An 18,348-nucleotide genomic window follows, 5' to 3' on the forward strand; every position below is an offset into this window, starting at 1 on the left:
TCACGGCGCGAGAAGTGACGGGAAGTGCAGTGACGGGAAGAGCAGTGACGGGAAGAGCTGTGAGCGAGGGGAACGAGGGAATGGGCATGACCACGCGCGAGGACTGCGCGGCGCTGGACGCCGTCGACCCGCTGGCGGCGTTCCGCAAGGAGTTCGCCCTGCCGGACGGGGTGATCTACCTGGACGGCAACTCGCTGGGCGCACTGCCCGTGCGCACGCCCGAGCGGGTGCGCCAGGTCGTCGAGGAGGAGTGGGGCCGGGAGCTGATCCGCAGCTGGAACGACGCCGGCTGGTTCGAGCAGCCGTACCGGCTGGGCCGGCGGATCGCGCCGCTGATCGGGGCCGATCCGGCGGAGGTGGTCGTCTGCGACACCACCTCGGTGAACCTGTTCAAGGTGCTGTCGGCCGCGCTGCGGCTGCGCCCGGGCCGGGGCACGGTGCTCGGCGACGCCGAGGCCTTCCCGACCGACCTGTACATCGCCGAGGGCGTGACCGGCCTGGTCGACGGCGCGCGCAGCGTGCTGATCCGGCCGGAGGACCTGGACCGGCACCTGGACGGGGACGTCGCCGCGGTCGTCCTGTCGCACGTCGACTACCGCACCGGCGAGCTGCTGGACATGCCCGGGATCACCGCCCGGGTGCAGGCCGCGGGCGCGCTGATGATCTGGGACGTGTGCCACGCGGTGGGCGCGCTGCCGGTCGAACTCGGCGCCGCGAACGTGGACTTCGCGATCGGCTGCACCTACAAGTACCTGAACGGCGGCCCCGGTTCGCCGGCCTTCCTGTACGTCGCCGAGCGGCACCTGGCGGCCGGTCCGCTGCAGCCGCTGAGCGGCTGGTTCGGACACGCCCGCCCGTTCGCCTTCGAGCCCGGGTACGACCCCAAGCCGGGCATCGGCCGTTTCCTGACCAGCTCGCCCTCGCTGCTCGGCCAGGCGGCCCTCGAGGCCTCCCTGGACATCTGGGAGCGGGCCGACCTCGCGGCGGTTCGGGCGAAGAGCCTGGCGCTGACCGATCTGTTCATCTCACTGACCGAGGGCCTGGACGGGATCGAGGTGGTGACCCCGCGCGAGCACGCCCGGCGCGGCAGCCAGGTCGCCCTGCGGCACGCCGACGGCTACCCGGTGGTGCAGGCGCTGATCGAGCGCGGGGTGATCGGCGACTTCCGCGCGCCGGACCTGATGCGCTTCGGCTTCACCCCGCTCTACCTCTCGTACACCGAGGTCTGGGACGCCGCCCGCCAGCTGGCGGAGGTACTGGAGAGCGGCGAGTGGCGGGCAGAGCGCTTCTCCCGCCGGGGCGAGGTGACGTAGCGGTCGACCCGGCGTACCCGAACGGCTTCGGAACCACCGGACTGATCGTCAAGTGCCGGACAGGGCAATGCTGTTCGGGACATCGGCACCGTGACGGACGTCATGCCCGGGTGGAGTTCCAGCGCGATCGGCCCCGGGGAGACCCCTGATTGACGGAACGTCGGACTCAGGGGGGTCGCGTGAACCTCGAACTCAAGCCCGAACCGGTCGTGCTCCTCGGCCTGGCTCAGTTCTTCCTGATCCTGTGGATACTCGGCCGGCACCTGCTCCCCCGCATCGAGCGGGTGCAGGCCGAGCGTCGGGAGATCACCGAAAGCCGGACGGGACGCGCCGAGACCCTGCACGCCGAGGCCGCGGCCGTCCGGGACGCCCACCTGCGGGAACTGGCCGAGGCTCGGCACGAGGCAGCCCGGATCCGGGAGGACTACGCCGAGCGCGGCGCGGCGGCGATCGCCGCGGCCCGCGCGGAGGGTCTCCGCGACCGGGACGAACTGCTCGCCACCGCCCACCCGCAGATCGCCGCCGACCGGGCCGCGGCCACCGACCGGCTCCGCCGGGACGTCGGCGAACTGGCCGTCGCCCTGGCCGGGCGGGTGATCGGCGAGCCGGTGCACGCCGTCGCCGCCCGGCGCCGCACGGTGGACCGCTTCTTCGAGGCGAACTAGCCTTTTCAGCCGGTCAGTTCGGCCACCAGCTTCCGGTAGGTGTCGAAGGCCGGCTTGCGCGAGTAGTCGTCGCGCAGCAGGCCGAAGTGGTGGAACAGCCCCGCACCCGCGCTGTCGGCGTCCCGCAGGGCGAAGAACGCGTAACCGGTGACGGTGAGTTCGGCGGCCAGCCCGGCGACCGTCCGGACCAGCTCCTCGACCACCTCGGCCTGCCGCGCCTCGCTCCGCCCGGGGCCGGTGGGCCACCCGTTCTCGCAGATCCGCACCGGTACGGCGGGCCCGATACCGGCCCTGGGCAGCAAGTCGCGACGGAATCCGGTGACCACCGCCCGTACCGCGTCGGCGAGTCCGCCGGGCGGGACGGGCCCGAAGACGTCCGGGTAGAAGTCCAGGCCGACGTAGTCCAGGGCGCGGTGGAAGCGCTCGTCGGCGAGCTTTCCGAGCTCGGGCCAGAAAGTGTCCGCGGGATCGAAGGACGGCACCGCGTTGAAGCCGACGGCCAGGTGGTCGTAACCGCGGGCCAGCGCCTCCTCCTTGGCCGCGACCACGCCGGCCACCAGCGCCCGGCGGACGTTCGGGATGCTGCCGTCCACGGGCGGCAGGTCGAGGTTGGGCTCCTCGCAGATCTGAAGCAGGGCGACGCGGTGGCCCTCGGCCCGGACCGTGCTCCGGACGAAGTCCAGCCAGCCCGCCAATTCCCCGCTGCGGTCACGGTACTGGAGCACCAGGTCGAGCCTCCGGCCGTCCACGGCGTACTGTTCGGGCCGATCGGGGGCGTGCGCCGGGTCCGCGTACGAGCGGTAGGCGCGGACCAGGAACTCTGGTGCATCGCCCTGGAGTTCGCGCAGCGCCGCAGTGATCAGCGCCGGGTCGTCGGGGCGGACGGGAGCGAGGACGCCGGTGTCGTCACCGAGCAGTCCGCCGGGATAGATGCCGAAGGTGAAGGTCATGCCGCGACCATACTCGATATTTTTGATGTCACTGCAAATTTGCTGCGACACCATGATTCTGGCGCATAGGATCCCGCCATGGGACTTCGCGAACTCAAGAAGCAACAGACCCGGGAGCTCCTCGCCGACACCGCCATGGGCCTGTTCGCCGAGCGCGGGTTCGACCAGGTCACGGTGGTCGAGGTGGCCCGGGCCGCCGGGGTCTCGCCCAACACGGTCTTCAACTACTTCCCGACCAAGGAAGACCTGTTCTTCGACCGGCAGGACGCCGTGGTCGCCCACTTGGCCGAGGTGGTCCGGCGCCGCCCGGCCGGCAGATCCGCCGTGGCCGCCGTCCGGGCCGACCTGCTGGCCGCCCTCGAGGACGGGGAACCGACGGTCGGACTGAGCCCCGGGATGGCGGCGTTCTGGCGGATCGTCGCGGACAGCCCGGCACTCCGGGCCCGGCTCCTGGAACTCGGCGAGCAGGCCGAGGCGGCACTGGCAGCCGTCCTGGCCGAGCAGTCGGGAGCCGCCGAGGACGACCCGCTCCCCCACGTGGTGGCCGGAGCCATCGCGGGGGCCCACCGCGCGGTGCTCGGCGAGATCCGGCGGGCCATGGTGGCCGGCGAACCGGCCGCCGCCGTCCGGACGCGAGTCCGGGCGGCGGCGGAGCAGGCATTCGACCTGCTCGCCTCGGGGCTCGCGGACTACCCGGCGCAGCGGTAGACCCCGCCTTCGGCCCCCCGTCGGCCCGCCCCCGGCCGTCCCGCGCCGGAGCCCGGGACGGCGCAGGCCGCCCGGTCGGGTCGACGCGGGCGGCCTGGGCCGATGGTCAGCTCTTCAGGTGTTCAGCCGTTCTGCTCTTCGGCCGGTCAGCCGTTCTGCTCTTCAGGTGCTCAGCCGTTCAGCCGTCCCGTACGGGCCGTCAGCTGTGGCGGCCACGACGGCGGGCGGCCATCACGGCCAGACCGCCGAGGCCGAGCAGGCCGACGCCCGCCAGGCCGAAGACCACCAGGGCATTGCCCGCGCCGGTGGAGGGCAGCTCACCGCCCCCACCGGGGTGGTGGCTGGTCGGGTGACCGGTCGGGTGGTGGCTGGTCGGATGGTGGCTGGTCGGGGCCGGGTGCGCGCTCGATGTCGAAGCGCTGGCCGACGGCGAGTGGTGACTCGGGCTCGGGGAGGTGGGCGACGGCGAGGTCGGGCTCGGAGACGTCGGCGAGGGAGGCGTCGGGGACGGGGACGCCGGCGACGGCGAGGTCGGTGACGGAGACGGCGAGGTCGGCGACGGGCTCGGCGTCACCGTGCACTCCGGCAGGTCCCCGTCGAACGGGTAGCTGTGGATCTCGTAGCCGCCGGTCCCCGTGTGGATCAGGTTGCCCGCCAGGTACACCCGGCCGTTCATGCCCGGCTGGGCGATGGTGGTGGTGCCGCCCGGGTTGCCGGCCAGGACCGAGCCCTGGAACTGGGCGCCACCGAGGATCTGGGCCGTGGTCGCGGTGGGGAAGTTGTACATCAGCTTCGAGCGCAGCGGCGTCCCGTCCGGTGAAGTCGCCGTTGTTCGACGGCGGCCAGGTGCCGGGGCAGTCGGGTCCGGTGCAGGCGCCCAGCGGCGGGGCCGGCGGAGCGGCCGAACCGACCGTCAGCACAGCGGCCGGCGGCAGCGCGGCGACGGCTGTCACCACCGCGACGCGGACGGCCCGACGGCTGCGGGTGGCGGGTGTTCTCACGGCGGTCGTTCGGTGATCCGGCGAACTGGCGGCCTGCCCCATCGACTGTTCCTCCGCGCAGAGAAAAGGGCAGGTTCGGATGACCTGCCCTGGTCCGTGTGATCTGCTGGCGATCCCACAAATCCGGTACATCCAACCCTATATCGGACTATTCGCACCCTATGGACCCTCAGGTCCGATCCGGAATTCCTACGAACGGCCCAGCGATCTCCCGGGTGCGCTCCCCTGCCCGCGAAGCTCTAGGTTGGAGTCATGACCACCGAGGCCCAGGACCAGAGCGCGCCGCTCGTCGCCGTCGCGTCCGCCGACGCCGTGCTGCGGCACCCCGAGGCGGGCGAGCACCTGCTGACCGCTCTCGAACGGGAACGCGCCGCGCGTTTCCGGCACGAGTCGGGGCGGGTCGACTTCACCGCCGGGCACCTGCTGGTCCGTCTCTGCGCCGCGCGGCTGCTCGGTGTCCCGGCGGCGGGCCTGGTGCTCGCCCAGCAGTGCCCGGACTGCGGGCTCGCCGACCACGGCAAGCCGTACCTGCCGGACCACCCCGGAGTGCACGTGAGCCTGTCGCACACCCGGGGCGTGGTCGCGGCGGGCGCCGGCTACCGGCCGATCGGCGTGGACGTCGAACTGTCCGGCCGCGGCGGCTCGCTGCGGGCGGTCGCCCGCCGGGTACTGGCCCCGGCGGAGCTCGCCCTGGTCGAGGCGGACCCGGAGCCGGACCGGGCGTTCCTGCGGCTGTGGGTGCGCAAGGAGTCGCTGATCAAGATCGGGCGGGCCACCCTGGACACCCTCGGCCGGATCGACCTCTCCGCCCTGCCGTTGGCCGTACCGCCGGGGGCGCCGGTGCGCAGCCGGTACGAAGACCTGCACCTGATCGACTGGACCGACCCGGAGCACGGCGCCGCCGTCGCGGCGGTCAGCACCGCCGCGCCGCGGATCGTGGAGCTGACGGCCGCGGGCTGAACCGCGGGCCCGGGCTCTCGCCACCGCCGACCCGAGCGGCGGGCCCGTGGATAAGCGGTGTTAGCGTGCCTGCTCGTGGGCGCGCCGACCGCGCGCGCCCGCTTCCCAGCTGCCCACCGGATCCAAAGGGTGCCCCGCCATGGCCAAGTTCCTGCTGAGCCTGCACGTCCTCGTGTCGGTCCTGTTCATAGGCCCGGTCGCGGTCGCCGTCAGCATGTTCCCGCGCCGGGCGAAGGCCGCGCTGGCCGGCGGGCCGGACCAGGCCTCCGACGCGGGCGTGCTGCGCGTCCTGCACCGGATCACCCAGGTCTACGCGCTGCTGGGGGTCGCGGTGCCGGTGCTGGGCATCGGCCTGGCCCAGGTGATGGACGTGATGGGCCAGTCCTGGGTGATCGTCTCGATGGTGCTGACCGCGATCGCCGCGCTCTCGCTGCTGCTGTTCGTGCTGCCCGGCCAGCAGGCCGCCGTGGAGGCGCTCGGCCTCGACCCGGCGGACGAGCAGCGCGCCAAGGCCGTCAACGGCCTGCGCCTGCTGCCGATGACGGCCGGGGTGTTCAACCTGCTGTGGGCCGTGGTCGTGGTCCTCATGGTCATCCGGCCGGGCTCCAGCACCGGCGTCTGATCCCTTCTGATCCCCCGGATCCCCGCGGTCCCCCTGCCCCACCCTGCCCACCCGGCCTCACCCGGCCCCGTCCGGTCCGTCCGTCCCCCTCGCCCCTCGCCCCCTCCCGCCGACCGGGCTCGTTCGAGTACCGTCCTGGGCCATGACGATCATGGCGGGCATGGGCAGCCCGACGGGAACCGGCGTCGGCCCGCTGCTGCGCGGCTGGCGGGAACGACGACAGCTCAGCCAGCTGCAACTGGCGCTGCGGGCGGACTCCTCGGCCCGGCACCTCAGCTTCGTGGAGAACGGCCGCTCCCGCCCGAGCCGGGAGCTCCTGCTGAGGCTGGCCGAGCAGTTGGACGTCCCGGTGCGTGAGCGCAACACCCTGCTGCTCGCGGCCGGCTACGCCCCGCACTACCCCGAGACACCGCTGGACGACCCCTCGATGGACGCGCTGCGCGGCGGCGTGGAGCGGCTGCTGGCCGCCCACGACCCGTACCCGGCGGTCGTCGTCGACGGGAGCTTCCGGGTACTGGCGGCCAACCGCTCGCTCGGACTGCTTCTGGACGGGGTCGCCCCGCACCTGCTGGAGCCGCCGCTCAACGCGATCCGGGTCACCCTGCACCCGGACGGGCTGGCGCCGCGCATCGTCAACCTGCGGCAGTGGCGCCACCACCTGCTGGAGCGGATGGAGCGCCAGCTGGAGCTGGTCCGCGCCGAACCGCTGCGGCGGCTGTACGAGGAGGTCCGCGGCTACCCCGAGCCGGCCGACGACCCGGCGCAGGACGCGGCCGGGGACGGCTTCCCGTTCGCGCTACCGGTCCGGATCCGCCACGACGGGCAGGTACTGTCCTTCCTCTCCACCATCGCGACCTTCAACACCCCGCTGGACGTGACCGTCTCCGAGCTGGCCATGGAGACCTTCCTCCCGGCCGACGCGGCGACGGTGCGGTTCCTGCAGTCCGCGGTGGGGCCGGAGCGTCAGCTGTAGCGGGCGCTCCCACCGTTGCGGCTGTTCCCGCCCTTGCCGTCGTTCCCGCCGCTGCGCCCGCTCCGGCGCAGGGCGGTGAACTGCAGGACGGCGAACAGGCCGACCGCCGCGGCCTGCACCGGGATCCAGACGAAGCCGGCGGTGGTCGGCTCCAGCCACGCCTCCATCGCCACCAGGCTGAGCACCACCCAGGCCAGGTTGAGGTCGATCACCGTCCGCACGCCCAGCGGCGGCGGCTGCCGACGGGCCGCCAGCGCGCCGACCGCGACCGCGTAGACGGCGAGGAGGGCCCCGAGGCCGAGCAGGGTGGCGCGGCCGAGGCCGAGCAGCTCACCGAGCGGGCCCGGGAAGGCCAGGTAGGCCAGGCCGTTGCCGCCGGTGACCAGGGCGTCCAGGGCGAGGACGCCGCGCACCGTCCACGGCGAGAACGCGGAACCCGGCCGGGCGGGGGTGAGGGTGTTCGCGTGGGCGGACATGACGGATCGCCTCCTGTCGGGGGTGGGATCCCGGGGCCTTGACGGCCTCACCGGGTTGCCCCCACCCTGCCCGGCCCGACAGCGGGCGTCGATTACCCCGCAGGTAACGGCCGCTCCGGGCGCTGGGGCCGTACGGTCGCTACGGCCTCCGGGGCCGTACGGTCGCTACCGACTCCGGGGCCGGTACGGTCGCTACGGCCGCCGGGGCGGCTGCCGGAGCAGGACCCCCGCCCGCTTCACCGCGCGGGCGGTGATCGTGGTCTCGACGCGGGCAGCCCCGAGCGGGCCGAGGGTGTCGGTGAGGAAGCGGTACAGCTCGCCGTGGTCCGCGCAGAACAGCGTCGCCAGCAGGTTGGTCGGGCCGCTGGTGGCGAACACGCCGTGCACCTGCGGGTGGTGGGCCAGGGCCGCACCGACCTCGGCGAGCCGGCCGGGCGGCACGTCCAGCCAGAGGTTGGCGTCGACAGCCATGCCGAGAAGCCGCGGGTCGACGGTGGCGTGGGTGCGCAGCAGTCCGAGCTCGTCCAGCCGGTGCAGTCGGCGGCGCACGGTCGACTCGGGGGCGCCGACGGCCGCGGCCAGGACGGCGTGGGACTGCCGGGCGTCCTCGCCCAGCCGATCCAGCAGCGCGCGGTCGAGGCCGTCCAGCGGTGGGGGTGCGGCGGGGCGCGGGACGACGGGACGGGCGAGCGCGGCGGCCTCCGCCTCGGTCAGGTGGCCGGCCCACCACTGCCCGGCGTCGGCGAAGGCGTGCAGCACGGCGTGGGTGGTGGTCTCGGTGACGGCGCCGGTCGCGGGCAGCTGCCCGTACAGCAGCCGGTCGCGGGCGCTGGCGTCGGTCATCATGACGGCGCCGATCTCGTGGCCGCCGAGCATCACGTCGACGAAGGGGACGTCGGAGCGGTCGGCAAGCGCCTGCGCGATGGTGTCCACCCGGCCGCTGAGCACCCGGACCCGCAACAGCAGCGCACCCACGGCTGCGTCCTCGACGTCGGGCATCCGGACCACCCGCAGCACCCCGGCCTGCCGCATCCGGGCCATGCGGCGGGTGACCGTACGGGCGGAGACGCCCAGCACCTCGGCGATCCGGCCGGGCTCGGCCCGTCCGTCCACCTGGAGGGCGCAGATCAGGCGGCGGTCGAGCGCGTCCAGTACGGCGTCTGGATCGGCAGCGGAGAGGTCCATGGTGTCCGATTCCCGTCATTCTCGGCGGCTTGAGCGTCCTATTCGGCAGCCCTGACGGTACTACTTGTCTCGGGAGGCCGGAGCGAACCGGCCGTGAGCAGGTGAGGAAGACCGTGATGAACGAGCTGTGGACGCTGGCGCAGGGTGTGGAGGCCGCGGTGCGCGAGGTCGGCGCGAAGCTGGCGGCCCGCCGGTCCACCGAACCCGTCACGGCGCGGACGCTCGAGGAGGCCGGGGCCCGCTTCGCCGAACTGGACGGGCCGGCCGCCGCCGAGCTGCGGCAGCGGCTGACCGCGCTGCGCCCGCAGGCCGGCTGGGTGCCGGAGGAGTCGGACGACTCGGTGCCCGCCGAGGGCGAGTGGTGGCTCTGCGACGCGACCGACGGCGCGGTGCAGTACCTGCTCGGCCAGCCGCACTGGGCGGTCACCGCCACGCTGGTCCGGGACGGCGCCGCCGTGCTCGCCGTGGTGCACGCCCCGGAGCTGAACGGCGGACGGACCTACCGTGCGGTGCTGGGCGGCGGAGCCGAGCTGGACGGTCGCGCCATCACCCCGCTGGAGCGCGAGCTGGCGGCCACCGTCGCCGCCACCAGCCAGCCGCCGCGGGTGGCCGGGGACCCGGTGGCGCTGCGCCGGGCGGGCGAGTCGCTGTCCGCGATGGCGGGCGCGGTGCTGGCGGTGCGCAACCTCGGCCCGACCGCACTGCAGGTGGCGCAGGTCGGCTCCGGGCACCTGGCACTGTTCTGGGAGTACGGCCTGGACGCGGGCAACCTGCTGCCCGGCGCGCTGATCGCGAGCGAGGCGGGCGCGGCGGTGACGGACGCCGCCGGGGCGGCCTGGACGGCCGACGCCGACAGCTTCCTCGCCGCCGCGCCCGGGCTGCACGCGGACGCGCTGGGGGTGCTGGGGGCGGTCAGCTGAGCTTCAGGTCAGCTGAGCTTGAACAGGGCGGCCGCGTTGTCGTGGCAGACCGCCCGCAGCCACTCCTCCCTCAGCCCCAACCCGGCCAGCGCGTCCAGCTGGTGGACGTACCGGTACGGGATGTTGGGGAAGTCGCTGCCGAGCAGGATCCGGTCCTGCAGCTCGCGCAGGCGCGGCAGTTCGTCGCGCGGGAACGGGTCGTCGGCCTCGACGAAGTCGGTGAACGCCATGGTGGTGTCCAGCCGGACGGCCGGGTGGCGCTCGGCCAGGTCGAGGAATTCGCGGTAGTCGGACATGCCGAGGTGGGCGACCACCAGGAGCAGCCCGGGGTGCCGGTCCAGCACCGCGCCGATCGGGCCGGGACCGGTGAACTTGCCCGCCACCGGCCCGGATCCGCAGTGACTGACCACCGGGGTGCCGGTCTCGGCGAGCAGTCCCCAGACCTCGTCCAGCGAACGGTCCGTCGGGTCGTAGCCGCCGACCTGCAGGTGTGCCTTGAACACCCGGGCGCCGTCCTCGATCGCCCGGGCCACGTAGCCGGGCGCCTCGGGTTCGGCGAAGAAGGTCGCGGTGTGCAGGCAGTCCGGGGTGCGGGCGGCGAAGTCGGCGGACCAGGCGTTCAGCCAGGCGGCCATCCCGGGCTTGTGCGGGTACAGCATGGACGTGAACGCCCGTACGCCGAACTCCCTTAGCCGCCGGACGCGTTCGTCCTCGGCCTCGCGGTAGGTGATCGGCCATGGGCGGTTGATGAGCGGCCCCGCCGCGTCGAAGTACGCCCACACCTTGTCGAGGACGTTCTTCGGCATGAAGTGGGTGTGCACGTCGATCAGGCCGGGCAGCCCGAGGGCCTGCCAGAACGCGCGGACCTCCGCCACCTCCTGGCAGCCCGCCTCTCGGGCGCTCACTTCCCGGCCGCTCACGCGGGCACCGGGCGGGCGCGGTCGATGATCGCCTCGGTGTCGACCCCCGCCGGCAGGGTGCCGAAGGCCGCGCCGTGGTCGCCGCCCAGCCGGCCGGCGCAGAACGCGTCGGCCACCGCCGGGTCGCCGTACCGGACCAGCAGCGAGCCCTGGAAGGCCAGCGCCATCGACTCCACCAGCCGGCGGGTGCGGTACTCCAGGTCGGTCAGGTCGGTGAGTTCCTTGCGCAGCGCGGCGACGGCCGCGTCCAGCCGGCGGTCCGCGCCCGCGGCGGCGTCGAGTTCGCCGAGGAAGGCCTCCACGCTCTCCGGGCGCTTGGCCATGGCGCGCAGCGCGTCCAGGGCGGCGACGTTGCCGGAGCCCTCCCAGATCGACACCAGCGGCGCCTCGCGGTAGAGCCGGGGCATCCCGGACTCCTCCACGTAGCCGTTGCCGCCCAGGCACTCCAGCGCCTCGGCGGCGTGCGCCGGACCGCGCTTGCACACCCAGTACTTGGCCACCGCCAGGCCCAACCTCCGTACCAGCGACTCGGTTTCGTCCCCGGCCAGGGCGAGGTCGGTGGACTGGGCGAGCCGCATCGCGACCGTGGTGGCCGCCTCGGACTCCACCACCAGGTCGGCCAGCACGTTGCGCATCAGCGGCTGGTCGACCAGCGCCTTGCCGAACGCCCGCCGGTGCAGGGCGTGGTGGACGGCACGGGTGGCGCCGTAGCGCATGCCGGAGGCGGCGCCGATGGTGCAGTCCAGGCGGGTCATGTTGACCATCTCGATGATGGTCGGCACCCCGCGGCCCTCCTCGCCGACCAGCCAGCCGGCCGCGCCGTCGTACTCCAGCTCGGCGGAGGCGTTGGACTTGTTGCCGAGCTTGTCCTTGAGCCGCATCAGGTGCAGGCGGTTGCGGCTGCCGTCCGGCAGGACGCGCGGCAGCGCGAAGCAGCTGAGCCCGCCCGGGGCCTGGGCGAGCGTCAGGAACAGGTCGGACATCGGCGCCGAGGTGAACCACTTGTGGCCGGTGATCCGGTAGGTGCCGTCCGGCTGCGGGACCGCGGTGGTGGTGTTGGTGCGGACGTCCGAGCCGCCCTGCTTCTCGGTCATCGACATGCCGGCGATCAGCCCGCGCTTGGTGCGCGGCTCGCGCAGCCCGAAGTCGTACTCCTTCGCGGCCAGCAGCGGCTCCCACTCCTCGGCCAGGGCGGGGGTCGCACGCAGCGCCGGGACGGCGGCGTAGGTCATCGAGATCGGGCAGGTGTGGCCGGCCTCGACCTGACTCCAGACGAAGAACTTGGCGGCGCGGGCGGCGTGGGCGCCGGGGCGCTCGTCCCGCCAGGGCGCGGCGTGCAGGCCGTACGAGACGGCGGTGCGCATCAGTTCGTGCCAGTACGGGTGGAACTCGACCTCGTCGATCCGGTGACCGAAGCGGTCGTGGGTGCGCAGCACCGGCGGGTTCTCGTTGGCCAGCCGGCCCCACTCGGCGGCCTGCTCGGAGCCGGCCAGCCGGCCCAGCTCGCGCAGCTCGGGCTCGGCCCAGCCCGCGCCGGCCCGCCGCAGGGCGGCGAGCAGCGCGGGGTCGGCGGCGGTGTCGTGTCCGTACGGCAGGGGCACCTGGTTGGTGACCTCATGCGTCGCTGTCATCGCGTCCTCCCAGGGCACGCAGGGTGAAGGAGACCAGGGCGGGGACCACCTCGGCGGCGGCCCTCCGGGGATCGGTGGGCGTGGCGGGCCCGGGGGGCCTGGCAGGGCCGGCGGGATCGGTGGGCGTGGGCCCGGTGGGCCCCGCAGGCTCGGCGGATTCGCCGGCGAGCGGGCCGGCCAGCGCCTCGCCGACCGCGCCGACCAGGGCCGCAGCGGTCAGCACCGGGTCCTGCTCGGGCAGTTCGCCGCTCGCCACGGCGGCGGCGATCTCGGTGGCGATCACATCGCGGAACGCCCGCCGGAACACCAGGCGCTCACCGTCCACCACCGCGTCGGCGGGTTCGACCAGCAACGCGTACGCCAGCCGGCGCGCGCGCAGGGCGCGGGTGGCGAAGGTCTCGACGACGGCGGCGATCCGCCGCTGCGGGGTGTCCCACTGGGCGGCGGCCGCGTTGACCGCGTCGATCTCGCGGGTGACCACCCGGCGGAACAGCTGCACCGACAGCTCGGCCTTGTTGGCGAAGTGCTGGTAGAGGCTGCCGGTGGCGATCCCGGCGCGGTCCGCCACGGCGGCCATCGTGCAGCCGCCGTAACCGCGTTCGGCGAGCAGGAGGACGGCCGACTGCAGCACCGCCTCGCGCTGGGCGTCCAGACGGGCTTGTACGGCGGGCGTGCGTCGGTAGGCCACGGAAGCATTGAAGCACTGATTCAGCGCTTCGGGGAGGGGGCTGGGCCGCCGGGGGCCGGGCTTCCGGGGTCCGGGCTGCCGGGGTAGGGGTTTCCGGGGTCGGGTCTCCCCGGACGACGCGAGGAGGCCACCCCGGGCAGCGGGGCAGCCTCCTCAGTTCGTGGTGATCGCCGACGCGCTACAGCGGGCGGCGCTCCTGCTCCTGCCGCTGGCCCTCGACGTCCAGCGGGCCGAAGGCCGGGATCAGCTGCGGCGACTTGGCCAGGGAGCGGGCGGCGTCCTGGTCGCCCAGGCCGGCCCACTCCAGCACCTTGGCGGTGGCCTCCGCCGACTGCTCGGCGGGCAGCTTGCCGATGTTGGAGCCGTGGTTGCCGCCGGGCACGGTGTAGACGTAGCTGTCCTCACTGCCCCGGCCGAGGTGGAACGGCTTGGCGCCCCACGGGTCATTGCCGCCGTAGACGTACATGATCCGCTCGCCCTCGCGCTTCACCCAGCGGTCGATGTCGGGCATCGCGTTCCGGTTGAAGGCGGTCGGGATCTCCTTCGGCACGTAGGTGCGGGCCGAGTAGAGCTCCTTGTAGTCGTAGTGCAGCAGGTCCTTCAGGCGCGAGACGTCGAAGAACGGTGCGCCCAGCTCGGTGGCGGCCTGGTAGTAGTACGCGGTGTACTTCGCCAGCGACTGGTCGCTGTTGCCGGTGATGCCCGACTGCGCGTCGAACCAGGCGTACAGCTCGTCGTCGGTCGCGGTGGCGGCCACCGGGACCTTGGCGCAGTCCGCCTCCAGGCTGTACTGCCAGAACGCCCAGACCACGTCCAGCACGCCCGCCTCGTACGCGCGGTCCGGGGTGCCGAGGGTGTTGAAGGTGGAGCCGGCCGCCTTGTTGTCGGCGACGTAGCGGGTCTCCAGGCGGTCGCGGCGCACCAGCAGCTCGCGCTGGGCGGCGTTCAGCCGGTCCCGGCACTCGGGGGTGCCGACGGTGCGGAAGAACTCGCTGTAGGCCGCGTAGTCGTTGACGTCGGTGTTGTTCGGCGCGACGTAGGCGATCGTGCCGGCCACGTCGTCCGGGTAGAAGCGGCGGTAGAAGGTGGAGGACATGCCGCCCTTGCTGGCACCGGTGGACAGCCACTCCTGCTGGTAGATCCGCTTGAGCGCGGTCACCAGCCGGTGCGAGTCGGCGGCCCCCTGGCGGATGCCGGCCTTGGACCAGTCCGCCGGGTCGGGGCGCGAGGGGGTGAAGAAGCGGTACTCGATGGAGACCTGGTTGCCGTCCACCAGCCGGGTCGGCTCGGTGCGGGACGGGGTGGTGCCCAGGGTGTAGCCGTTGGTGTAGAAGACGGTCGGGCGGTCGTAGCCGCGGTGCAGCAGGCTGAAGCGCTGCTGGAAGGTGCCCAGCCAGGGGCGGAACTGGTCGATCGGCTGGGTGTAGGTGGCGAGGAAGTAGCGGTGGTCCGCGTCGGTCGGCTTCTCCTCGGTGATGGTCACCCCGGGGATTGCCACCAGCCGGTCCTTGATGTCGGCGTTCGGGTCGTCGGCGGGGCTCCGGCCGTGGGCCGACCCGGCCGCCCGGGCGCCCTGGGCGTCGGCGGCCAGCGCCGGGGACGCCAGCCCGCCGAACGCGAGCAGCGGTAACAGCAGGGTGGAAATCAACAGTCTTCTCAGCGTGGTGGTCATCAACTCTCCATCTGGTCAACGGACATGACTGCCGCCGTGTGGACACAACTCTGCGGTGCGGGTGGTACGGCGGCCGCCCGGTGGACGGCCGAATGGGCCATCCGCCGTCGGCGGGTGGCCCATCGGGGCAAAGGCGCTGGTCGTTGGGCCGTTGGGCCGTTGGGCCGTTGGGCCGTTGGGCCGTTGGGCCGTTGGTTCGCCCACGCGCGGGCGGGCGCCTAAGGGCGGGGCGGCCGCCTATGGGCGGGGCGGGCGCCTAAGGGCGGGGCAGGGCGCAGCCCGGGAGGGTTAGGTCGAACCGGTTTCCGGTGGCGAAGCAGGCCGGGATCCCGTACGTCTCCTGGGCGTAGCCGATGCCTTGGCGCACCGTCACGCTGCCGCTCTGGTCGACCTCGCAGGGGTTGTCCAGGGTGCAGCGCTCGCCGCTCTCGTTGATCGTGTTGTTGACGGCGACCAGCTGGCCGGACGAGGCGTCGACCACCGGCGAGCCGGAGGTGCCGCCGATCACGTCGCAGCTCGAGGTGTAGCGGACGGAGTCCTTGAAGGTCCAGTCGGCTTCCTTCAACCGGTAGGCGAAGCCGTCGACCGAGCAGGAGTAGATCTTCTTCCAGTAGCCGGACACGACCCGGATCGAGGCGCCCTGGACGGGGTGGGTGGTGGCGACGGTCAGCGGGGCGATCCCGTACCGGGACTGGATCGAGGAGTAACTGGTGTTCAGCTGGTAGATCGACACGTCGGTGTCGGTCATCGCGCCGTAGACCACCTTGGTCGCGCGCAGCGTGGCGAGACGTCCGCCGCTGGCGCTGAGCAGGGTGAAGCTCCGGCTGGAGGGCTGGTCGAGGACCACCTGGCCAGGGCCGGGCATGCCGGACTCCAGGCAGTGGCCGTTGGAGAGCACGAGCGCGGGGTCGCTCGCGGCCGAGCCGGGCATCCGCACCAGCGAGCCGGAGCAGTTGCTGAGTGCGACCGCTCCGGCGAAGTTGACGGTGGCCGAGGGGGCGGCCTGGACCTGGGAGGCTCCGGCGAGGGTGGCTCCGGCGGCCAGGAGCGTGGCGAGCATGCCTATGAGCGGCTTCTTCATGAGAGACCTCTCGGTGTGGGGGGGGTCCACGTGGGGGTCCACCAAAGCTGTCGCGGACATGACGTCCTGTCAAGAGGCAAAGCGCGACAAAGAGGCCATCCCGATCCGCCATGCCCGGTTGGCACCGCCGTCGGGGCCGGGGCGCCTTCGTGCCCCCTGCCCCGCGGGTCAACTTCCCTGCCAGTGGCGCCGACCCAGGCTGATCAGGCGCAGTTGCAGGCGCGCGGTGGCGGCGATCCGCCGCTCCCGGGCCGGGTCCGCCTCCTGCGCCTCCAGGAAGGCGGAGGCCGTGGACACCATGTGGTCCACGTACAACTCGGCGAGCATCCGCAGGTCCCGCTCGCTCCACCCCCGCGACACCGGCTGCAGCGCGAGCGCGGCACCCACCTCGGCGGCAAAGCGGCCGAGTTCGGCGTCGATCGCCTCGCGCACCTGCCGGACCCCGCCGTGCCGCTCGCGCGACAGGAAGCGGACGTGCGCGCGGTGTTCGCGGACGTGCCGCTCGATCACGTCCACCGCGCGGTCGATCAGCTCCTCGGCGCCACCGGCTTCGGCGAGCACCGAGCGGATCATGACGTGCAGGCTGGCCAGCGACTCCTCGACCAGCGCGACCCCGAGCGCGGCGAGGTCCGGGAAGTGCCGGTAGAACGCGGCCGGGGAGAGCCCGGCCTCCCGGGTGACCTCGCGGACGCCGAGGCTCGCCAGGTTCTGATCGGCCAGCAGGTGCAACCCCGCGTCCAGCAACGCCCGCCGACTCTGCTGCTTCTGGGCCTGTCTGACCCCTACGGTGTGACTCACGTCATTCAGTAAACAGTTGTTTGCCGAACTTGGCCAGCCGGGGTACAGTGGTGCCGAAGTCAGTAAACACTTGTCAACCGAAACCGGCGCCACCGCAGCCGCCGTCGAAGGAGTCAGCCGTGATCCTGTTCTCCGCCCTCGTCGCCATGGCCGTCCTGATCGGTACCGCCGCCCACACCTCGCTCCCGGTGTTCCTCGCCGCCTCCGCCGCCATCACCGCCTGGCTGCTCGCCTTCGGCGCCCGCGAGGGCATCGCCCGCCTGCGCCACCGCTGACCCGGACGCTCCCCGGACCACGCCCGCGTCCACTCCCGCGACCACTCCCAGAGAGGACCCGCACAGCCATGAGCACCGTCACCACCCCGCAGAACGCCGGCCGCCGGGAGACCGCCGAGGCCGACAACCTGGCCATCGCCTCCTTCCTCCTCGGCCTGCCGGGCCTGCTGCTCTTCAACATCGTCCTGGGCCCGATCGCCATCACCCTCGCCACCCTGGCCCTGCTCCGTGGCACCAGCCGCCGCGGCCGCGCCGTCCTCGGCCTCGCGCTCGGCATCGCCTCGCTGGCGATCCTCGCCGTCACCACCGCCACCTCCCACGGTGTGCTCATGGACTTCAGCTCCTGAGCCGTCCTCAGCTCCTCGGCCGATCCGCCGGACAGTCGACCCGTCGGGCCATCGAACCGCCGGGCAGTCGATCCGTCCGACAGTCGAACAACTGATCCCTTCAATCCGCCCCGCTCCCCCGGCCCGGCACATAGGGTGGGCCACATCGGCCGGACGACCTCAGGGGGCAGGAGTGGCCACGGAGAACCGCAGCGACGCACAGCCGGCGCGGCCCACCCCGACGGGCGGACGACTCCTCGCGGTGAGCGATCTGCACATCTCCTACCAGGAGAACCGCGACCTGGTGGAGAAGATCCAGCCCACCCACCCCGACGACTGGCTGCTCGTCGCCGGCGACGTCGCCGAACTCACCACCAGCATCGAGTGGGCCCTCGGCCTGCTCGCCGAGCGCTTCGCCCGCGTGGTGTGGGTGCCCGGCAACCACGAGCTGTGGACCCACCCCGAGGACCCGGTCCAGCTGCGCGGTGTGGCCCGCTACGAACACCTGGTGGAACTCTGCCGCCGCCTCGGCGTGGTGACCCCCGAGGACCCCTACCCGGTCTGGGAGGGCGCGGGCGGGCCGGTCCGTATCGCCCCGCTCTTCCTCCTGTACGACTACTCCTTCCGTGCACCGGGCACGACCACCAAGGAGGAGTCCCTGGCGGCCGCGTACGAGAGCGGCGTCGTCTGCGCGGACGAGCGGATGCTCCACCCCGACCCGTTCCCGGACCTCGACTCCTGGTGCCGAGAGCGCGTCCGGCTGACCGAGACGCGGCTGGCGGCCTGCGACCCGGACGTCCCGCTCGTCTTCGTCAACCACTACCCGCTGGTCCGCCACCCCACCGAGATCCTCTGGTACCCCGAGTTCGCCCAGTGGTGCGGCACCGAGCTGACCGCCGACTGGCACCGCCGCTTCAACACCGCGGCGATGATCTACGGCCACCTGCACATCCCCCGTAAGACCAGCTACGACGGCGTGCCCTTCGAGGAGGTCTCGCTGGGTTACCCGCGTGAGTGGCGCAAGCGCGGCCTGCCGGACCCGCTGCTGCGCGAGGTGTTCCCGCAGACCGCGGACTGACTCCCTGCTCCGGCTCTTCCTCCTCACGCCCTCCTCGCGCCGTCACCCCACCGTTTCCTCCTCCGTCTCCTCCTTCTCTGCCTTCTCCTCCTTCTCTGCCTTCTCC

20 protein-coding genes and 1 pseudogene are annotated in these 18,348 nt (G+C 73.0%); 10 read left to right on the top strand and 11 right to left on the bottom strand.

Annotated features, from left to right (window positions below; translation table 11 throughout):
• Positions 1-86: 86 nt before the first annotated feature.
• Entirely contained in the window at positions 87-1,313 is a 1,227-nt protein-coding gene (kynU, locus tag ACIBEC_RS08345; protein ID WP_360492845.1) for a kynureninase, read from the top strand.
• 179 nt (positions 1,314-1,492) lie between these two features.
• Positions 1,493-1,978, top strand: coding sequence for a F0F1 ATP synthase subunit B (locus ACIBEC_RS08350; RefSeq protein ID WP_360492848.1), 486 nt, complete (start codon positions 1,493-1,495; stop codon positions 1,976-1,978).
• Positions 1,979-1,983: 5 nt separating this feature from the next.
• On the opposite strand, the gene ACIBEC_RS08355 is transcribed toward ACIBEC_RS08350, so the two are convergent.
• Positions 1,984-2,928 carry a hypothetical protein gene (locus ACIBEC_RS08355; protein ID WP_360492850.1) on the bottom strand — a complete coding sequence of 315 codons (945 nt, stop codon included), beginning with the start codon at positions 2,926-2,928 and terminating at the stop codon, positions 1,984-1,986.
• A 78-nt stretch (positions 2,929-3,006) separates the two neighbouring features.
• On the opposite strand from ACIBEC_RS08355, the gene ACIBEC_RS08360 reads away from it, so the two are divergent.
• A complete protein-coding gene (locus ACIBEC_RS08360) occupies positions 3,007-3,636 on the top strand; it encodes a TetR family transcriptional regulator (protein ID WP_360492852.1) in 630 nt (209 codons plus the stop codon).
• 199 nt (positions 3,637-3,835) lie between these two features.
• Here the strand turns inward: ACIBEC_RS08360 and ACIBEC_RS08365 are convergent, their stop codons facing one another.
• Positions 3,836-4,210 carry an LPXTG cell wall anchor domain-containing protein gene (locus tag ACIBEC_RS08365; RefSeq protein WP_360493029.1) on the bottom strand — a complete coding sequence of 125 codons (375 nt, stop codon included), beginning with the start codon at positions 4,208-4,210 and terminating at the stop codon, positions 3,836-3,838.
• Between the two features lie 30 nt (positions 4,211-4,240).
• Positions 4,241-4,441: pseudogene (locus ACIBEC_RS08370) on the bottom strand (choice-of-anchor A family protein); the annotation flags it as partial.
• 448 nt (positions 4,442-4,889) lie between these two features.
• Between ACIBEC_RS08370 and ACIBEC_RS08375 the strand changes: the two are divergent.
• From ACIBEC_RS08375 to ACIBEC_RS08385, 3 genes are all read left to right on the top strand, one after another.
• Positions 4,890-5,597, top strand: a complete 708-nt coding sequence (locus ACIBEC_RS08375; RefSeq protein WP_360492854.1) for a 4'-phosphopantetheinyl transferase superfamily protein — start codon at positions 4,890-4,892, stop codon at positions 5,595-5,597.
• A 139-nt stretch (positions 5,598-5,736) separates the two neighbouring features.
• Entirely contained in the window at positions 5,737-6,219 is a 483-nt protein-coding gene (locus tag ACIBEC_RS08380) for a hypothetical protein (protein WP_360492856.1), read from the top strand.
• 142 nt (positions 6,220-6,361) lie between these two features.
• Complete coding sequence (locus ACIBEC_RS08385) at positions 6,362-7,192, top strand: helix-turn-helix transcriptional regulator (protein WP_360492858.1); 831 nt, start codon at positions 6,362-6,364, stop codon at positions 7,190-7,192.
• On the opposite strand, the gene ACIBEC_RS08390 is transcribed toward ACIBEC_RS08385, so the two are convergent.
• A complete protein-coding gene (locus tag ACIBEC_RS08390; RefSeq protein ID WP_360492860.1) occupies positions 7,183-7,668 on the bottom strand; it encodes a hypothetical protein in 486 nt (161 codons plus the stop codon). The two genes, ACIBEC_RS08385 and ACIBEC_RS08390, sit on opposite strands and share 10 nt — an antisense overlap.
• A 192-nt stretch (positions 7,669-7,860) precedes the next feature.
• Positions 7,861-8,853, bottom strand: a complete 993-nt coding sequence (locus ACIBEC_RS08395) for an Lrp/AsnC family transcriptional regulator (RefSeq protein WP_360492862.1) — start codon at positions 8,851-8,853, stop codon at positions 7,861-7,863.
• Between the two features lie 116 nt (positions 8,854-8,969).
• Between ACIBEC_RS08395 and ACIBEC_RS08400 the strand changes: the two genes are divergently transcribed.
• Complete coding sequence (locus tag ACIBEC_RS08400; protein WP_360492865.1) at positions 8,970-9,773, top strand: inositol monophosphatase family protein; 804 nt, start codon at positions 8,970-8,972, stop codon at positions 9,771-9,773.
• An 8-nt stretch (positions 9,774-9,781) separates the two neighbouring features.
• On the opposite strand, the gene ACIBEC_RS08405 is transcribed toward ACIBEC_RS08400, so the two are convergent.
• The 6 genes from ACIBEC_RS08405 to ACIBEC_RS08430 all read right to left on the bottom strand — a co-directional run bounded on the left by ACIBEC_RS08405 (position 9,782) and on the right by ACIBEC_RS08430 (position 16,563).
• Positions 9,782-10,678 carry an amidohydrolase family protein gene (locus tag ACIBEC_RS08405; RefSeq protein WP_360492868.1) on the bottom strand — a complete coding sequence of 299 codons (897 nt, stop codon included), beginning with the start codon at positions 10,676-10,678 and terminating at the stop codon, positions 9,782-9,784.
• Positions 10,679-10,689: 11 nt separating this feature from the next.
• Entirely contained in the window at positions 10,690-12,324 is a 1,635-nt protein-coding gene (locus ACIBEC_RS08410; protein WP_360492871.1) for an acyl-CoA dehydrogenase family protein, read from the bottom strand.
• Positions 12,308-13,012 (bottom strand): TetR/AcrR family transcriptional regulator, encoded by a 705-nt coding sequence (locus tag ACIBEC_RS08415; RefSeq protein ID WP_360492873.1) that lies wholly within the window; start codon positions 13,010-13,012, stop codon positions 12,308-12,310. The genes ACIBEC_RS08410 and ACIBEC_RS08415 overlap by 17 nt, the downstream gene beginning before the upstream one ends.
• Before the next feature lie 178 nt (positions 13,013-13,190).
• Complete coding sequence (locus ACIBEC_RS08420; protein ID WP_360492875.1) at positions 13,191-14,684, bottom strand: S28 family serine protease; 1,494 nt, start codon at positions 14,682-14,684, stop codon at positions 13,191-13,193.
• Between the two features lie 256 nt (positions 14,685-14,940).
• Positions 14,941-15,765, bottom strand: coding sequence for a serine protease (locus ACIBEC_RS08425; protein WP_360492878.1), 825 nt, complete (start codon positions 15,763-15,765; stop codon positions 14,941-14,943).
• 168 nt (positions 15,766-15,933) lie between these two features.
• The gene (locus tag ACIBEC_RS08430; protein WP_360492881.1) at positions 15,934-16,563 is read right to left on the bottom strand and encodes a TetR family transcriptional regulator; all 630 of its coding nucleotides are present in this window, start codon (positions 16,561-16,563) and stop codon (positions 15,934-15,936) included.
• A 119-nt stretch (positions 16,564-16,682) separates the two neighbouring features.
• Here ACIBEC_RS08430 and ACIBEC_RS08435 point away from each other — a divergent pair, with 119 nt between their 5' ends.
• The 3 genes from ACIBEC_RS08435 to ACIBEC_RS08445 all read left to right on the top strand — a co-directional run bounded on the left by ACIBEC_RS08435 (position 16,683) and on the right by ACIBEC_RS08445 (position 18,242).
• Complete coding sequence (locus ACIBEC_RS08435) at positions 16,683-16,838, top strand: hypothetical protein (RefSeq protein WP_189918519.1); 156 nt, start codon at positions 16,683-16,685, stop codon at positions 16,836-16,838.
• A gap of 68 nt (positions 16,839-16,906) precedes the next feature.
• Positions 16,907-17,185 carry a DUF4190 domain-containing protein gene (locus tag ACIBEC_RS08440; protein WP_360492883.1) on the top strand — a complete coding sequence of 93 codons (279 nt, stop codon included), beginning with the start codon at positions 16,907-16,909 and terminating at the stop codon, positions 17,183-17,185.
• Positions 17,186-17,357: 172 nt separating this feature from the next.
• The gene (locus ACIBEC_RS08445) at positions 17,358-18,242 is read left to right on the top strand and encodes a metallophosphoesterase (RefSeq protein ID WP_360492886.1); all 885 of its coding nucleotides are present in this window, start codon (positions 17,358-17,360) and stop codon (positions 18,240-18,242) included.
• Positions 18,243-18,348 lie beyond the last annotated feature (106 nt).

Origin of the sequence: Kitasatospora sp. NPDC051164, from assembly GCF_044455625.1 — a bacterium.
Taxonomy (GTDB): Bacteria; Actinomycetota; Actinomycetes; order Streptomycetales; family Streptomycetaceae; genus Kitasatospora.

Excerpts from the sequence above, each read along its gene's own strand:
- ACIBEC_RS08420 (WP_360492875.1), bottom strand. The coding sequence starts at position 14,684 with ATGACCACCACGCTGAGAAGACTGTTGATTTCCACCCTGCTGTTACCG.
- ACIBEC_RS08400 (WP_360492865.1), top strand. The coding sequence starts at position 8,970 with ATGAACGAGCTGTGGACGCTGGCGCAGGGTGTGGAGGCCGCGGTGCGC.
- ACIBEC_RS08355 (WP_360492850.1), bottom strand. The coding sequence starts at position 2,928 with ATGACCTTCACCTTCGGCATCTATCCCGGCGGACTGCTCGGTGACGAC.
- ACIBEC_RS08375 (WP_360492854.1), top strand. The coding sequence starts at position 4,890 with ATGACCACCGAGGCCCAGGACCAGAGCGCGCCGCTCGTCGCCGTCGCG.
- ACIBEC_RS08410 (WP_360492871.1), bottom strand. The coding sequence starts at position 12,324 with ATGACAGCGACGCATGAGGTCACCAACCAGGTGCCCCTGCCGTACGGA.
- ACIBEC_RS08385 (WP_360492858.1), top strand. The coding sequence starts at position 6,362 with ATGACGATCATGGCGGGCATGGGCAGCCCGACGGGAACCGGCGTCGGC.
- ACIBEC_RS08440 (WP_360492883.1), top strand. The coding sequence starts at position 16,907 with ATGAGCACCGTCACCACCCCGCAGAACGCCGGCCGCCGGGAGACCGCC.
- ACIBEC_RS08395 (WP_360492862.1), bottom strand. The coding sequence starts at position 8,853 with ATGGACCTCTCCGCTGCCGATCCAGACGCCGTACTGGACGCGCTCGAC.
- kynU (WP_360492845.1), top strand. The coding sequence starts at position 87 with ATGACCACGCGCGAGGACTGCGCGGCGCTGGACGCCGTCGACCCGCTG.
- ACIBEC_RS08390 (WP_360492860.1), bottom strand. The coding sequence starts at position 7,668 with ATGTCCGCCCACGCGAACACCCTCACCCCCGCCCGGCCGGGTTCCGCG.
- ACIBEC_RS08360 (WP_360492852.1), top strand. The coding sequence starts at position 3,007 with ATGGGACTTCGCGAACTCAAGAAGCAACAGACCCGGGAGCTCCTCGCC.
- ACIBEC_RS08425 (WP_360492878.1), bottom strand. The coding sequence starts at position 15,765 with ATGAAGAAGCCGCTCATAGGCATGCTCGCCACGCTCCTGGCCGCCGGA.
- ACIBEC_RS08380 (WP_360492856.1), top strand. The coding sequence starts at position 5,737 with ATGGCCAAGTTCCTGCTGAGCCTGCACGTCCTCGTGTCGGTCCTGTTC.